We start from the raw sequence: 15,432 nt of genomic DNA, 5'->3' as shown, positions 1-15,432 counted from the left end.
AACGTCATTCCGAGCGAAGTCGAGGAACCTCGCGTAGCTTCGTTTGATTACTAATCAACTGTCAGCCCGCAAAATTCCTCGACTTCACTCGGAATGACGTTCCAAGTGAAAAGTTTCCGGCCCTTAGAACTTAAAGGCCAAGCTGCCCACGATGCTGCGCAGCTTCTGCGGGTTCACGGTAGTGTAGCCCACCCAGTACTTCTTGTCGGTGAGGTTGTCCACCTTGGCCGAAATCCGGAACCGGGGCTGGTCGTAGAAAGCCGAGGCGTTCAGGATGGTGTATTCGGGCAGGGTAAACACGTTGGTAGCCGAGTTCTGCACCTTGTTTTCACTGGCGTAGTTGCCCCCGAAGCCCAGGCCCAGGCCTTGCAGCAGGCCCTGGGGCAGGCGGTAGCTCAGCCACAGGTTGGCGTTGTAGGGCGACGAAGCCGTGTTGGGGCGGAACCCGATAATACCGTCGGCCACGGCGGCCTGGGTCCACTTCGAGTCGTTATAGCTGAAGCCGGCCACCACGTTCAGGCCCGTTACGGGGTTGGCAATCAGGTTGGCTTCCACTCCTTTGCTGCGCTGGGTGCCGTCCTGGCTCTGGGCATTCGGAATCCCGTCGTTGGCCGTGGGCGAGGTGGGGTTTACCGGCGTGTTGCGCAGCAGGTTTTTCACCTCAATGTTGTAGTAACTCAGCGTCGCGCTGATTTTACCATCGGCCGCGTCCAGCTTCACGCCGCCTTCCACCTGGTTGGCCCGCTCGGCCACCGCCGTCCGGGGCTGGCGGTTGGTGTCCACGTAGGCCGAAGCCTGGTTGTTGAAGCTGTTCTGGTAGTTGGCAAACACCGACACCCGGTTCAGCACCGGCTGAAACACCACCCCGAACTTGGGCGACAACGTCGTCTGGGTGAAGGGCTCCACCGGGCCGTACAGGATGCCGCCCTTGTTTTCGAACCGGTCGAGGCGCAGGGCGGCCAGCACGCTGAGTTGCTCCGTGAGGTTGAGCACGTCGGAGGCAAAGGCGCTGTAGGTGTTCGACTTAATGTTGTTGATGTAGGTGCCGGGTGCGTTTTTGGCGTAAAATGCCGTAACGGCCGGCCCATTGAAGGTCGAGTAGTCGTAGCCCGGCACGTTCAGCGGCACATAGTCCACGATGCCGCCGAAGAAGGTAATGTCGCTATTGAGGCGCAAAAAGTCCAGGCCCAGCACCACGCGGTTGCGCAGGTTGCCCAGTTGGAAGTCGCCGTTGAAGAGCTGCTGCACCTGGTAGGTCGAGAGCGTGCTGTTGCGCGTCGACTGGTCGGCCCGAATCAGGTAGTGCATGCCCGCGGGCAGGGTTTTATCCTGGAGCACGTCGGCATCTGAGGCCAGGTAGAAGTAGGGCCCGAAGCCGTCGGAAAAGCTGTGGCCCACGCTCAGGTTGGTCGAGGAGGTGAAGCGGTCCGAAATCCGGTAGTTCACTTGCCCGAATACGTTGGCGCTGCGCGAGCTTTGCGTCAGGCCGTTGCCGGCATACGAGTTGCGGTATTCCAGGGGCAAATCTTCGGCGCGCGACACGCCCAGGGCCGCTACCGGCGAGTAGAAGAAGAAGATCTGCCGGCCCATGTTCTGGCTTTGAAACAGTTCCGCGTCCAGGTTAATGGTCAGCCGGTCGGAGGGGCGGTAGGTGAGGCTGGGGGCCACGGCCAGGTTGCGGCCAAAGCCCTTGTCCTGGAAGTTGTCTTCGTACTGGTAGGCTGTGTTCAGGCGAAATGCCAGGGTTTTGGGCTGGTCACTAGGAGTGTTGGGGTCCACCAGGTTTACGTCGGCGCTGATGCGGTGGAAGCCGTAGCTGCCGCCCGACACGCTTACTTCGCCCCCGAACTTGTCGTAGGGCTTCTTCGTGACGCGGTTAATCAGGCCGCCGTACGACGTCAGGGCGCTGCCAAACAGCGTGGCCGAGGGGCCTTTGATGACTTCGAGCTTCTCCAGGTTCACCGCGTCGATGTCGCTGCTCACGCCGCCCACGATGCCGTTGCGCAGGCGGCTCTGCAGAATAAAGCCGCGGCTGCCGTAGAAGCCGCCCCCGTCGCCGGCCCGGCCGGTAGCATCCCACATGCGCTGCACGCCCGGAGCGTTGCGGATAGCGTCGTCTACCGTGAATACCAGCTGTTCGGTCAGCAGTTCCTTGCCCACGGTGGCGTACACCTGCGGGTTTTCCAGGTTGCTGAGCGGCATCTTGTTTACAAACTCCGACTCTTTGCGGGCAAAGCGGTTGGCGCCTTTGCCTTCCACCACTACTTCGCTTAGCTGCTCGGTGCTTTCAGTCAGCACAAAGTTCTGAATGCTGGTTTCATCCGCCGTTACTTTCACCCGCCGTTCCTGGGCCTGAAAGCCCACTAGCCGCACGTGCAGCGTATAAGTGCCGGCTGCTACGGCCGTAATCTGAAAGTTACCTTCCGCGTCCGTGTTGGCTCCTAGCACCGTGCCTTTCAGGCCTACGCCAGCGCCGGCTACCGGCTGCCCGGCCGGCGTCGTAACGCGGCCCTGCAGGATGGCATTCTGAGCCTGCGTAGTCAGGGCCGATAATGAAAGTAGCAAGGTAAAAACAGCAAAAAGGATTTGCCGGGAGGATGGTACAACAGGTTGTCGCATGTGAATAGGCATTGATTAGAACGGCACAAAACTCTGTACTAAGCGCTACTATTCCAAAGTTGTTTAGACAAATTATAAATAATATTTAGAATCGGTACAATTAAGCTTAAATCTGAGGAGTTTAATATTTCGTAGGTTGTCGACTATTTCACCCTTTTTATGGCCCTTGGGCCCCGTATTGCTTATGAATTCTAGTGCATCTGCTACCCAAGTGCGCGAGTATGCTCCCGTTTCAGCGTGGCGCTGGTTGGCTTCGCTTAGCATTCTGGGCAACATTGGGCTGAATTATTGGGCCAATGCTCACCCGTTCAACGGGCAGACAATGGGAGCCGTGTCGGCGAAGTATCCTACTATGCTGACCCCGGCGGGCTATGCATTCAGTATCTGGGGCGTGATTTTTCTGGCCCTTACCGTGTATGCCGTGTGGCAATTGCTCCCGGCGCAGCGTGCCACCTCGTTGCCCGGCACCCTGGCCCGGCCGCTCACGCTGGCCAGCGTGGCAACGGCCAGCTGGGTGGTGCTCTTCGCCTACGAACTCATCGAGCTGAGCGTACTGGCTATGCTGGTACTTCTTGGTTCTCTTATTCTAACCTATGGCCGGGCCCGCAAGCAAACCTTGGCCCACAAGGTCCCGCGTTGGGTTAGCATTCCCTTTGCGCTCTACCTGGGCTGGATTTCGGTGGCTACCGTTCTCAACGTCACCATTGGGCTGCGGGAGCTGGGTTGGCAAACGGAAACCAACATTGCCGTGCTGCTAACGTTGTTGCTGCTGGCCGTGGTGGTGGGGCTGGCTTTGGTGGTCAGCAAGGTGTTTCGGGAGCTGGTGTTTCCGGCCGTGGTGGTCTGGGCCCTGGTGGCTATCTGGGTGGCCCAGCGTGGGGCGTATCCCGAACTTGGCTGGGCCGCCCTGGTTGGGGCAGGCGTGGTAGCCGTGGGAGGTACGTGGCTGGGGCTGCGCCGCTCCCGCCGCCGCACCCGCTAGCGTAAAGCGCGTTGCTCGGGTGAATTATTGTTTCTTTGCAGGCAAACGATTCATCCTTCTCCCAACCCTGATTTATGCGCAAGAACATCGTTGCCGGCAACTGGAAAATGAACATGACTTACCAGGACGGCCTCGCCCTGGTTTCGGAAATCACGAATATGGTGGCCGACGAGACGCTGGGCGCCACTGTGGAAGTAGTAATTGCCCCGCCCGCACCATTCTTGCACTCCATTGGCAAGCTGCTGGCCGAAGGCGGCCGGATTCACCTGGGTGCGCAAAACTGCCACCAGAAAGAAAGCGGCGCCTATACCGGCGAAGTATCGGCCAAGCAGCTGCAGTCGGTAGGAGTGGAGTACGTGATTCTGGGGCATTCCGAGCGGCGCCAGTACTTCGGCGAAGACGACGAGCTGCTCAGCCAGAAGCTCAAGGCCGTGCTGGCCGCCGGCCTGAAGCCCATCTTCTGCATCGGCGAAACCCTGGAAACCCGCGAAGCCGACGAAACTTTCGATTTCCTGGCTAGCCAGTTGAAAAACGGCCTGTTTCACCTCAGCAACGAGGAGTTTGCCCAAGTAGTTATTGCCTACGAGCCCATCTGGGCCATCGGCACCGGCAAAACCGCTACCAGCCAGCAGGCCCAGGAAGTCCACGCCTTTATCCGGGAGCAGATTGCCCGCGCCTACGACGCCGAAGCCGCTCTGAACACGACTATCCTGTACGGCGGCTCGGCCAACGCCCAGAACGCCCGGGAGCTGTTTAGTCAGCCCGACGTGGATGGGGGCCTCATTGGCGGCGCCTCCCTCAAGTCGCGCGACTTCACCGAGATTATCAAGTCGTTCTAAGCTTCTGCGGGGTAAAAGTCGGCGCGGAGAACGTAGACTCCCCTTGGGTGGTTATAGCGGCACGCTTCTGGCTTACGGCTGCTGCTCAGTTCTCCGCTCCGACTTCTCACCTCTGTCTTCATGCTGGCTTCCCTGCTTTTATCGGGCGTATTGGCCCTGAACCCATTCCGCGCCGCGCCAACCGTACCGTTTGTGGCCCCGGCTTCGGTCCGGTTTGGGTCCTTTGACCCCTGCCGGATTTACGGCTCCGTGTATCTGGAAACGGACCCCTACCGCCGCAGCTACTGCTTTGCCACGGTGTACCAGGAGCCCGAAGAAGCCTTTGCCGATTTGCTGGTTTATCAGGAAGACAACAAGCTCTTTGCCGACAAAGCCGGGTTCTGGTACCAAACCTCAGCCCGGGACTTTGCCGACTATGTGCTGTTCGTAACCGACCGTCGCGCCCTGGCCGACTTCTCCATTACCTACACCAAATCCCGCTCTTTTGCCGGTTGCCGTAAGCAGTAGCTCGTACTTTTTACCATTAAAAAAGCCCGTTCCATGTAGTTGGAACGGGCTTTTTTATAATTGCAATCCTGGTTACAGCTTCACCAGCTCAACCCGGCGGTTCTGGGCCTTGCCGGCTTCAGTGGTGTTGTCGGCCAGGGGCTTGTCGGGGCCGAAGCCCGCGGCGCGCAGGCGGCTGCCCGCAATGTTGTGCCGGGTCAGGTTGGCTACCACGGCCTGGGCACGCTGCTCAGACAGCTGCCGGTTGTGGGCCGCCGCGCCGGTGTTGTCGGTGTGGCCTTCCACGGAAAGCCGCAGTCCGGGATTCTGCAGCAGCTTCACCACCTCGGCCACCGTGGCCTCCGACTCGGGCTTGATTCTGGCTTTATCGGTGTCGAAGTTGATGTAGAGGGTAGCTTTACCCTCCGTATCTAGTTTTTTTTTAGCTCCGTGGCGCCCACAACGCCCGCTTGCTGAGACATGGCGGCTCTTTCCGTCACGTTGAGCTTGTACTGGTTGTCGGAGGAAGTTTGCACCTGCACCCAGACCTCTTTGTCTTTCTGGCGAATCACGTAGGTGTCAACCGGGCCATATATGCTCAGGCCGCCGCTGTGCTTACGGTACTCCGATTCGCCTATTTTCTTGATGGTTTCTTCGGGTATTTCCACCCCGGACACCTTTACGGCCCCCAGGTCCTTCAGCAGATTTTCGTAGTTGCGCTGAATCATCAGCTCGGAAGCCGCTTTTTCGGAGTCGGCGGGCCGGAAGCTGCGGCGTACAATCTTGCCTTCCACGGGAATGATGTTCTTGCCGTCGTACACGTAGGTCCGGTCGAAATCGAAGCCCGTACTGTCGCTGTCGTAGCGGATTTCATACCCCTTCAGGCGGCTCAGATACGGCCAGGTTCCCAGGTTGGCGCTGGATACTGGCACGCTGTTGAGGTCGAAGGTGGCCGTGGTACCCGTCGCGGCGGTTTCCTCCGTGGCGGTAGCCGCTGCGGGCGCAGCTGCAGGGGCAGCTTCCGTGGTGGTGGTAACGGGTGCTTCTGTCGTTTCGGATGCTTCGGCCGTTTTGGCTTTGCAGCCCACCAGCGCGGCGCTGCCTAGGGCGGCCAGGCAGGCTACGGATAAAATGGTTTGCTTCATAAAAAGGTGTTGGAATGGGCAGATAATGCAGCCGCTCTGCGCCAGCTGCGTGGTAAATAAACGAGTATTTATATTACTAAATGCTTGGGGCTGGATTTTAGAGGCCCGATTCCCTTTCGCCCGCGGAACCGGAAAGAGGAGCTTTGCTGTTGCCCAGCACTGGCAATAAGCGGCTTGGTTGCGACGCACCCATTTTTTCGTGCGAACTTGCCATCTTAATCGAAGAAGCATGTGTGGCTTCTCTTGCCTCAACAACTGATAAGATGGATTTTGTAGAAGTACGCGTACAGGCCCCCCGTGAACTTGCTGATATTCTGGTAGCCGAACTGGCCGAGGTTGGCTACGACACTTTCGAGGACAACGACGAAGGGTTCTGCGCCTACATCGGCGAAGGCGACTTTAACCCCGATGCCGTGGCCGAGGTAATGGCGCGCTACGAAGGCCTGGGCGAGCTGGGCTACGAGCACCGCGTCATTACGCGCCAGAACTGGAATGCCGAGTGGGAAAAGAATTTTCAGCCCCTCATTATTGCCGACCGGGTATCGGTGCGGGCGCCCTTTCACGAGAAGCCCGAAGGCCTGGAATACGAAATCGTGATTATGCCGCGCATGTCTTTCGGCACCGGCCACCACGAAACCACGGCTTTGATGATTGAAAACCAGCTCGACATCGACCACCAGGGCCTGCGGGTGCTGGATATGGGCTGCGGTACGGGCATTCTGGCCATCATGGCCGTGCACCTGGGGGCCCGCGAAGTGCTGGCCGTCGACGTGGAGCCCTGGACGGTGGAAAACGCCGCCGACAACGCCGCCGAAAATAACTGCACGAATATTGAGTGCCGCCTGGGTGGCGTGGAAGTCTTGGAGGGCGAGCAGCCCTTCGATATCATCCTGGCCAACATCAACCGCAACGTGCTGCTGGAGGATATGCACGCTTATGCAGCTTTGTTGCCGCAGGGGCGTCCTATTCTATTCAGTGGATTTTACCAAGAGGATTTATCCAAGATTGAAGCCGAGGCGAAAAAACACGCATTGGTCTATCAATCACACCGAACCAAGAATAACTGGGTTTCGGCGATTTTCACGAAATTGTAGCCGTCTTAGTAGGTCTTGACGGAAAAAGTATGAAGCAACTTGCTTTTGGGTGGCTATGCGCGGTGGTGTTGGGACTAAGCACCCCGGCCTGGGCCCAACAAACGAAAACTCCCTCCAAACAGCCGACGGCCGCGCCGGCGGCCCCGGCCTTGCCCAAATTCACGGGTAAGCTGTCGAAGGAACCTGAGCAGTTCATCATTGATGTGCAGTCGATGATGGTGGCCACGAATAACGCCGTGGCCAAGGCTACCGGGGCTCGTTTGCAGCAGCTTTGGGCTAGCAACAAGCTCACGGCTACCCAGCAGGGGCGTATTGTGGAGATTTCACAGCAGATGCTGCTGCGCAAGTACAAGCCCCACCCCGCCATTGAGGGATTCTATCAGGGCATCGTGGGCGGGGCAACGGTGCAGAATTTCTCCGACAAACAGATGGACGAGTTCCTGGAAGTGGTGGTGAAAACCGTCAACCGGGAGCAGCTGGCTAATGCCGAGAAGTTTCTGGTCAGCGCCGGACAGTTTCTGGATACCAAGACGCTCTACAAGTCGCGCTACAATACGTTGCGCGTAGTGGGTGGCACGTTCAGCTTTGCCTACAACGAAACCGACATGCCCCAGCCCACTCCGGCCCCGCGCCCCGCGCCGCCGGCCGCCGCCGTTGTGACGCAACCGCTCAACACCGGCGCGGCTAAGCCCGCTGCCAAGCCTGCTCCCAAGAAAAAGAGCAGTGACGGCTGGGACACCGCCGATGTGTGGGACACTGGCAGCGACGATGGCTGGGGAACTCCCAAGAAGAAAACTGCGGCCAAAACGCCGGCTAAAGGCACTACGGCTCCGGCCACTGCCCCCGAGCCGGAGCCAGCATTCGACTCGGCCCCGGCTTACTACGATAGCTACGTGGCCCCTACAACGCGTGGTCCGGTAATGCTGATCAAGGACGCGGACCTGTTTATGGCTACCGCCGGCGACTCGATTTTCGTTCGCAAAACCAGCGGGGTTGTAGTGCCCGGTACCAACCGCTTTATCGGGCAGGGCGGCCAATACGTGTGGTCGATCAACCAGAACCTGGTAACGGCTGACTTTGTCAACTACGACTTCGACATGAGCAAGGCGGAGTTTACGGCCCAGCCCGTGACGCTGACCTACCCGGCCGTACTGGAAGCGCCAATTCAGGGTGCTTTTGCCTACAAGAGCATTAAGAAGAAAACCGGGGCGGCTGATACGGGATACCCTCGCTTTATTTCGCTTACCAACGATGCCCGGGTGAAAAACATCGGGGAAAATATCCGCTACTTCGGCGGTTTTTCCCTGGCCGGGGCCCGCACACTCAGCGCCTCGCTTGATGGCAGCCTATCGCGCATTATCGTGGACGTGGACGGTAAAACCAAGTTCCGGGCTTCGTCGCGGGCTTACTTGCTGGGCGATACGCTGATTTCAGCGGACCGCGCCGCCGTGACCATCTTCCAGGACAAGAGCGACTCGCTGACCCACCCCGGCGTGAAGCTGCGCTACTCCAAGAGCCGGCAGGTGCTGCAACTGGCCCGTGAGGATGGTCTCTACAAGACCACCCCCTACACCGACTCTTACCACCAGATGGAAATTGCGACGGAGCTGCTGACCTGGCCGCTCAAGACGCCTTACATCAACCTGGCCATCCTGACGGCTAAAAACCAGGTGACGGCCAACTTCGAGTCCAAGGAGTTTTATACCAACACGCGCTACCAACAGATTAAGGGCATCAACAAGCTGCACCCGCTGCAGCTGGTGGTGGGCTACAGCCAGCAGAACGGCAACGCCAAGACCTTCACGGTGCAGGATGTCGCGGCCGCTTTAAAGGTAAAAGAGCCCAACGTGCGCTCTGCCGTGGCAGGGCTAGCCAAGGATGGCTACGTGCAGTGGAATCCGCAGACCGAGCAGATTGTGCTGCTACCCAAGGCCATGCACTACGTGAATTCGTCGCGGGGCAAGAAAGACTACGACCATATTGCCATCCGCTCGTTGTCGCCCTCGGGTAAGAATGCTACCCTGAACCTGGCCACCAACGACCTGATTGTGCGCGGCGTGGACCGCTTCAACTTCTCCGATGACTCCGTAACGGTGTTTGTGAAGCCCGACAGCAGCGTTATCCGAATTCAGAAAAACCGCGGGGTGCTGTTCAACGGCACCGTAGTGGCCTCGGCCTTTATCTTCAAGGGCAAGGAGTTCAAGTTCGACTACGACGGGTTCTACGTGGATCTGGTCAAGATTGACTCCATCATCGTGAAGGGCAAGGGCTCGAAAGGCTCGGTGATGAAGGCCCGCAAGGAAACGGACTTCACCCTGACCAACAAGAAAAAAACGTCGGCCGGTCGTCTCTACATCAACGCCCCCAACAACAAGTCGGGCCGCAAAAAGCTGGGGGCCTTCCCCTCGTTCGACGCCTCCACCGGGGCCTACGTGTTCTTCAACAAGCCCGAAGTACTGGGCGGCGCCTACGACACGACGGTGTATTTCGATATTCCGCCCTTCAAGATTGACTCGCTCAACAATAAGAACCGCTCGGCGGTAGGCTTCAAAGGCACCTTCGTGTCGGGCAACATCATGCCCGAATTCAAAACCAAGCTGAGTCTGCTCGACGACGGCTCCCTGGGCTTCGTGTATGACCTGCCTAAGGAAGGCTTCCCAGTGTATGGGGGCAAAGCCCGGCTGTTCAACAAGGTGATGATGAGCAACCGTGGTATCCAGGGAATCGGGGAGGTGAAATACCTGACCGGCGACCTGTTCAGCGACCAGTTCATTTTCTACAAAGACTCCGTCGTGACGGTCGGTAAAACGGCTACCATTGCCCAGGGGCCGCTCAACGGCGTGGAGTTTGCCAAAGTCTCGCTCCTGCCGGGCTACCAGATGAAGTGGGTGGTCAAGTCGGATTCGATGTATCTGAGCACCCCGCGCGACGGGCAGCCGATGAAGTTCTACGCCGGCGACTACAGCTACAAAGGCACGGCTATTCTCTCGCCCGGCGGCCTCTACGGCGACGGCCGCATGGATGGGCCGCAGTCCTTTATCCGCTCCAAAGAGTTTGTCTTTAAACCGACAAGCTACTCGGGTAAAAAGTCGACCCTGAGTATTAAGTCGGCGGAGGCCAACAAGCCGGCTCTGACGGCTAACGAGGTGGCGTTTAAGTACGACATCAAGCAGGGCTTTGCCGATTTCTCCCGCGAGGAGGGCAGCAAGGCCAGCATCGACCTGCCGTACTCGGAATATCGGACCACGCTGAGCGGCGGTAAGTGGGACTTCAAAAAGAAAATCGTGCAGATGCGGGTAGCCGCCGGGGCCGACTCGTCGCGCTCCTACTTCTACTCCACCAAGCCCGATCAGAAAGGCCTGAAGTTCCGGGCCAGCACCGGCCAGTACGATCTGAGCCGCTACCGTCTTATTGCCGGGGGCGTGCCCTACATTGCCGCCGCCGATGCCTGGATTGAGCCTGACAGCAACAAAGTCTACGTGATGGCCGGAGCTCAGATGCGGGCTTTCCAGAATGCCAGCATTACGATGGATACCCTGGCCAAGTACCACCACTTGTACAAGGGCGAAATCAAGATTCAGTCGCGCACTTCCTTTATAGGCAATGCGCTGTATAGCTACAAAAACGCCTCAGCCGATTCGTTTGCTATCAAGTTCACCAACTTCGCCGTCGATTCGGCGGCTGTGGCTGGTGCCAACGGCCGCAAGATCAGTGGGGGCAAGGGAGGTAAAGGTATTCTGAAGAAGAAAGACGATGACAACGCGCCTTTCTCCCCACCGACCACGGCCGTAGCTACTATTCAGGCTACCGACAAGTTTCACCTGGCGCCGCGCATTGCCTACCGCGGGGCCGTTAACCTGAACTCGCAGAAGCGCGGCTTTACTTTCGACGGGCAGAGCCGCCTGGAGTTCAGCAAGCAAGCGGCCGCCGCCGACTGGTTTCCGGTGCAGGATAGTATCGACCCGAAAGGTATCCGCATCAAGCTCATGGAACCCAAGTCGAGCGACGGTACGCCGATGGTATCGGGCCTGTACCTGTCCGACGCTACGGCCAAAGTGTATCCGTTGTTCGTGGCCGTTAAGCCGGGCATTACCGACATGAACCTGTTTCAGGTGGATGGGGTGCTGAGCTTCGACGCCAAAAAAGGCACTTACACCATCACCCGCAACGACCTGGCCGACCCGAACGTGTACGAGGGCAGCGTGATGACGCTGCACGACTCGACCGGGGCCATCGACTTCCGCGGCAAGCTGCAGCTGATCAACTCCAACAAGGATTATAACATGCAGGCTGCCGGCGTAGGTTATGCCAAGCCCGATAGCAACATCTACCACCTGAATACTTTCATGACCTTCGACATCAACATCCCGGAGAAGGCCGTGGAAGCCATGGCAACCGACATGGCCACCAATACCAAGGGCCTAGCCGAAGCCCTGGATGGTTCGCCGGAGCAGTATTACAAGATGGGGGAGTTTGTGGGTACCAAAGGCGTGCAGGGCTACATTGAACGCAAGGGGGGCTACACCCCACTGCAGAAAGTGTCGCCTAAGTTTCTGCACACGCTGGTGTTGAGCAAGGTAGACTTGCGCTGGTCGGAGAAGTTCAAGGCCTGGTATTCGGTGGGCAAGATTGGTTTGGTGAGCATCGGCAAGAAGGACATCAACGCCCAGATTGACGGCTACATCGAAATCAAGAAGGAAACGACTGGCGACGCGGTGGAAATGTACCTGGAGGCCGAGCCCCAGACCTGGTACCACATCCGCTACTCCAACAACGTGCTGCTGACCAAAGCCCAGCACGGCTCCTACGACGAAATCATCGGCTTCAAGGCCAAAGGTGATTACAACACGGCCACAGAGTACGGCTTCTACCTCGGCGACGAGCAGGAGAAGGACCTGTTTACCCGCCACTTCCGCAAGGATTACCTCGGCGACAACAGCAAGCCCAAAGCCGCTCCGGCCCGCCCCGTGAGCGAAGGGAATTTCGACTTCATGGAAGACAACAAGAAGAAGAAAAAGAAGGACAAGGATGCGGCCTTCGATGAGGGCACCGCACCCGCCGATGCCCCTGTAGAGGATACCTCGTCCAAGAAGAAAAAGAAGGATAAGGATGCTGCTGCCGACGATGCTTCGGCGGAGGATACCAGCAAAAAGAAGAAGAAAGACGAGGCCGCGGCTACCGAGCCCCCGGTAGACGAAGGCAAAACCGCCGCCCAGATGAAAAAGGAGGATGCGGCAAAAGCCAAGGAGGCTGAAAAGCTGAAGAAGGAAGAAGAGAAAAAGGCCAAAGAGGCCGAGAAAAAGAAGAAAAAAGGGGAGGAAGACCCCTTCGGCGACTCGTAAGCTTCGCCGCAAGTATAGCTAGCAGCCCCGCCCGGTTTCCGGTGCGGGGCTGTTTTTTGGCGGTGGCGGCCGATGTCGTCACTAGCCGCTGGCTGGCAGATAGCGTCGGCCTAGCCTCCCAACCCCCGGCAGGCCAGCACAACCGTGCAGATTTGCGTACAAGCCTGCTAAAGGCCCGTATCTTTGGCCAAACCGCCGTTTTTTGCCCTCGCTCTATGAACATTCCCGTTGTCCTTGGCCTGCTCGTGGCCGCCTATCTGCTGGGCTCCATCCCAACGGCCCTGTGGGTGGGCCGCCGCTTTTTTGGGCTCGACATTCGGGAGCATGGCTCGGGCAATGCGGGAGCCACTAATACGTTCCGGGTGTTAGGCAAAAAGCCGGGCTCGGTAGTCATGGCCATTGATGTGCTCAAGGGGTGGGCCGCTACCATGATGGCGACGGTTATGCTCAACCAGGGCGCTATTCGCCCCGACCAGCTGCTTTACTTTCAACTGGCCTGCGGAGCTTTGGCCGTTATTGGGCACATCTATCCGATTTTTGCCCAGTTTCGCGGGGGTAAGGGCGTCGCGACGGTGCTGGGCATGATGCTGGCCATTGCTCCGGGCACGGTGGGCGTCTGCATCCTGGTGTTCCTCGTGATGCTGCTGCTGTTCCGCTACGTGTCGTTGGCCAGCATGACGGCCGGCGTGGCCTTTGCCCTGCTGCAGCTGCTGCCCCCGTTTCGCCCCGACAACAACTTGCTGCTGGGCTTCGGCTTCGTGCTGGCTGGCCTGCTAATTTATACCCACCGCGCCAACATCGGCCGCCTGCGCGCCGGGACGGAAAGCCGCGTGCCGCTGTTTGGGCGGAAGTAGGAGAGCGTTCATTCAACTCCGGGTATATGAGTTATCAATGCGCTTGCTGCGGACAGCTTCATGATTCGCTTCCCGATTTAAGTTCGGCAGCGCCTTGGCCCATGTATACCATTTCTGAGCAAGAACGGGCTGATCGGGTTGTTTTAACAAGGGATAGATGCGTGATTGATAATCGGGAGTTTTTTATCCGTGGCGTGCTGGAAATTCCCATTCATGGGCAGGAAGAAGCTTTGGGATTTGGGGTCTGGGTAAGCCAGGCGGAAGAGAACTTTCGTAAGTACCAGAACCCGCCTGATACAGATGAAATAGGTCCTTATTTTGGCTGGTTCTGCACTGAAATAGCTGCTTTTGCTCCAACCTTGAGCCTCAAATCCCGGGCTCATTTTCGCGGTCAGGGTTTACGCCCTTGGATAGAGCTCGAACCTACAGACCATCCGTTGGCCGTGGCGCAACGAGAGGGTATCAGCTTGGCCAGAGCGTGGGAAATAGTGCACGAAACTTTTCCAAAGTGATGCACACCGCACCTTCTACTCGCGGCAAGGAAACTAATAACGGACTTTAGCCCGGCCCATGCTGCGCCCTCTGGGGGCCGCCAAGGACTACGCGGGCGTTTTATTGGGGTAGCCTCGCTTTCCCAGCCCGGCTGCTTACTTTTACGCCGTACTTCCCAACCCCATCCTGCATGGCTTCCTACCTCGAAAGTAACCAAGAACGTTTTCTGAGTGAGCTGCTCGACTGGCTCCGTATTCCTTCCGTTTCGGCCGACCCTAAGTTTCACGGCGACGTGCTGCGGGCCGCTGAATACCTCAAAACCCGCCTCGAAGAAGTTGGCGTAGAGAATGTGGAGCTGTGCCAGACAGCCGGCAACCCCATCGTCTACGGTGAGAAAATCATTGACCCGGCCCTGCCCACGGTGCTCGTGTATGGCCACTACGACGTGCAGCCCGCCGACCCCTACGAGCTCTGGGATTCGCCCCCGTTTGAGCCCGTCATCAAGGACGGCAACATCTACGCCCGCGGCGCTTGCGACGACAAGGGCCAGGTGTACATGCACGTGAAGGCCTTTGAGGTGCTGATGCAGGAAGGCGGGGTGCCCTGCAACGTCAAAATCATGATTGAGGGCGAAGAGGAAGTAGGCTCCAACAACCTGGGCATCTTCGTGCGCGCCAACAAGGAAAAGCTCAAGGCCGATGTCATCCTGATTTCCGACACCGGTATCTTGGCCAATGACACGCCCAGCATCGAGGTGGGCCTGCGCGGGCTAAGCTACCACGAAGTGGAGGTAACCGGCCCCAACCGCGACCTGCACTCGGGCCTCTACGGCGGGGCCGTGGCCAACCCCATCAACATCCTGTGCAAGATGATTGCCTCGATGCACGACGAGAACAACCACATTACCATTCCCGGTTTCTACGACAACGTGGACGAGCTCAGCGCCGAGGAAAGGGCCGAAATGGCCAAGGCCCCGCACTCCGATGAGGAGTTCAAGCAGAGCATCGGCCTGACCGACATTCACGGCGAAAAGGGGTACAGCACCCTGGAGCGCACCAGCATCCGGCCCACGCTCGACGTGAACGGCATCTGGGGCGGCTACACCGGCGAAGGTGCCAAGACGGTTATTGCCTCCAAGGCCTACGCCAAAATCTCGATGCGCCTGGTTCCCCACCAGACCTCCGACGAAATTACGGCCCTGTTCCAAAAGCACTTCGAAAGCATTGCCCCGGCTAGCGTCACGGTAGTAGTGAAGCCCCACCACGGCGGCGAACCGGTGGTTACGCCCACTGACTCGGTAGCCTACAAAGCCGCCGCCGATGCCATGGAAACCACCTTCGGCAAGCGTCCCATTCCTACCCGCGGTGGCGGCTCCATCCCGATTGTGGCCATGTTCAAAACCGAGCTGGGCCTGGATTCGGTACTGCTCGGCTTCGGCCTCGACTCCGATGCCATTCACTCGCCCAATGAGCACTACGGCGTGTTCAACTTCCTGAAGGGTATCGAAACCATTCCGCATTTTTACCGCAACTACGCCGCCGCTATGGCCAAGTAGTTTCTGGAGTATTCAACAAGCAAA

11 protein-coding genes are annotated in these 15,432 nt (G+C 58.3%); 8 read left to right on the top strand and 3 right to left on the bottom strand.

Annotated features, from left to right (window positions below; all coding sequences use genetic code 11):
- Positions 1-123: 123 nt before the first annotated feature.
- Complete coding sequence (locus tag E5K02_RS15480; RefSeq protein WP_240737301.1) at positions 124-2,565, bottom strand: TonB-dependent receptor; 2,442 nt, start codon at positions 2,563-2,565, stop codon at positions 124-126.
- A gap of 238 nt (positions 2,566-2,803) precedes the next feature.
- Here E5K02_RS15480 and E5K02_RS15475 point away from each other — a divergent pair, with 238 nt between their 5' ends.
- The 3 genes from E5K02_RS15475 to E5K02_RS15465 all read left to right on the top strand — a co-directional run bounded on the left by E5K02_RS15475 (position 2,804) and on the right by E5K02_RS15465 (position 4,947).
- Positions 2,804-3,601, top strand: coding sequence for a tryptophan-rich sensory protein (locus E5K02_RS15475; protein ID WP_135396107.1), 798 nt, complete (start codon positions 2,804-2,806; stop codon positions 3,599-3,601).
- A gap of 74 nt (positions 3,602-3,675) precedes the next feature.
- The gene (tpiA, locus tag E5K02_RS15470; protein ID WP_135396105.1) at positions 3,676-4,440 is read left to right on the top strand and encodes a triose-phosphate isomerase; all 765 of its coding nucleotides are present in this window, start codon (positions 3,676-3,678) and stop codon (positions 4,438-4,440) included.
- A gap of 120 nt (positions 4,441-4,560) precedes the next feature.
- Positions 4,561-4,947 carry a DUF6150 family protein gene (locus E5K02_RS15465; RefSeq protein ID WP_240737300.1) on the top strand — a complete coding sequence of 129 codons (387 nt, stop codon included), beginning with the start codon at positions 4,561-4,563 and terminating at the stop codon, positions 4,945-4,947.
- A 72-nt stretch (positions 4,948-5,019) separates the two neighbouring features.
- Here E5K02_RS15465 and E5K02_RS25930 read toward each other — a convergent pair whose 3' ends face one another.
- Together E5K02_RS25930 and E5K02_RS15455 are read right to left on the bottom strand one after the other, a co-directional pair.
- Positions 5,020-5,331: an OmpA family protein gene (locus E5K02_RS25930; RefSeq protein WP_262709868.1), complete on the bottom strand. Its 312-nt coding sequence runs from the start codon at positions 5,329-5,331 to the stop codon at positions 5,020-5,022.
- 26 nt (positions 5,332-5,357) lie between these two features.
- The gene (locus tag E5K02_RS15455; protein WP_135396101.1) at positions 5,358-6,071 is read right to left on the bottom strand and encodes a hypothetical protein; all 714 of its coding nucleotides are present in this window, start codon (positions 6,069-6,071) and stop codon (positions 5,358-5,360) included.
- Between the two features lie 263 nt (positions 6,072-6,334).
- On the opposite strand from E5K02_RS15455, the gene prmA reads away from it, so the two are divergent.
- The 5 genes from prmA to E5K02_RS15430 all read left to right on the top strand — a co-directional run bounded on the left by prmA (position 6,335) and on the right by E5K02_RS15430 (position 15,408).
- The gene (prmA, locus tag E5K02_RS15450) at positions 6,335-7,165 is read left to right on the top strand and encodes a 50S ribosomal protein L11 methyltransferase (RefSeq protein ID WP_135396099.1); all 831 of its coding nucleotides are present in this window, start codon (positions 6,335-6,337) and stop codon (positions 7,163-7,165) included.
- A 29-nt stretch (positions 7,166-7,194) separates the two neighbouring features.
- The gene (locus E5K02_RS15445; protein ID WP_135396097.1) at positions 7,195-12,507 is read left to right on the top strand and encodes a hypothetical protein; all 5,313 of its coding nucleotides are present in this window, start codon (positions 7,195-7,197) and stop codon (positions 12,505-12,507) included.
- A 215-nt stretch (positions 12,508-12,722) separates the two neighbouring features.
- Entirely contained in the window at positions 12,723-13,361 is a 639-nt protein-coding gene (gene plsY / locus E5K02_RS15440; protein WP_135396095.1) for a glycerol-3-phosphate 1-O-acyltransferase PlsY, read from the top strand.
- 26 nt (positions 13,362-13,387) lie between these two features.
- A complete protein-coding gene (locus tag E5K02_RS15435) occupies positions 13,388-13,873 on the top strand; it encodes a DUF2199 domain-containing protein (protein ID WP_135396093.1) in 486 nt (161 codons plus the stop codon).
- A 170-nt stretch (positions 13,874-14,043) separates the two neighbouring features.
- On the top strand, positions 14,044-15,408 hold the full coding sequence (locus E5K02_RS15430; protein WP_135396091.1) for a dipeptidase: 1,365 nt from the start codon (positions 14,044-14,046) through the stop codon (positions 15,406-15,408).
- Positions 15,409-15,432 lie beyond the last annotated feature (24 nt).

The organism is Hymenobacter metallicola, from assembly GCF_004745645.1.
In the GTDB taxonomy this organism is placed as follows: domain Bacteria; phylum Bacteroidota; class Bacteroidia; order Cytophagales; family Hymenobacteraceae; genus Hymenobacter; species Hymenobacter metallicola.
The sequence above is the reverse complement of the archived record's forward strand: the minus strand, read 5'-3'. Positions and strand labels throughout refer to the sequence as shown.

Coding starts and splice junctions, on each gene's coding strand:
- E5K02_RS15475 (WP_135396107.1), top strand. CDS start 2,804: ATGAATTCTAGTGCATCTGCTACCCAAGTGCGCGAGTATGCTCCCGTT.
- tpiA (WP_135396105.1), top strand. CDS start 3,676: ATGCGCAAGAACATCGTTGCCGGCAACTGGAAAATGAACATGACTTAC.
- E5K02_RS15465 (WP_240737300.1), top strand. CDS start 4,561: ATGCTGGCTTCCCTGCTTTTATCGGGCGTATTGGCCCTGAACCCATTC.
- E5K02_RS15455 (WP_135396101.1), bottom strand. CDS start 6,071: ATGAAGCAAACCATTTTATCCGTAGCCTGCCTGGCCGCCCTAGGCAGC.
- prmA (WP_135396099.1), top strand. CDS start 6,335: ATGGATTTTGTAGAAGTACGCGTACAGGCCCCCCGTGAACTTGCTGAT.
- E5K02_RS15445 (WP_135396097.1), top strand. CDS start 7,195: ATGAAGCAACTTGCTTTTGGGTGGCTATGCGCGGTGGTGTTGGGACTA.
- plsY (WP_135396095.1), top strand. CDS start 12,723: ATGAACATTCCCGTTGTCCTTGGCCTGCTCGTGGCCGCCTATCTGCTG.
- E5K02_RS15435 (WP_135396093.1), top strand. CDS start 13,388: ATGAGTTATCAATGCGCTTGCTGCGGACAGCTTCATGATTCGCTTCCC.
- E5K02_RS15430 (WP_135396091.1), top strand. CDS start 14,044: ATGGCTTCCTACCTCGAAAGTAACCAAGAACGTTTTCTGAGTGAGCTG.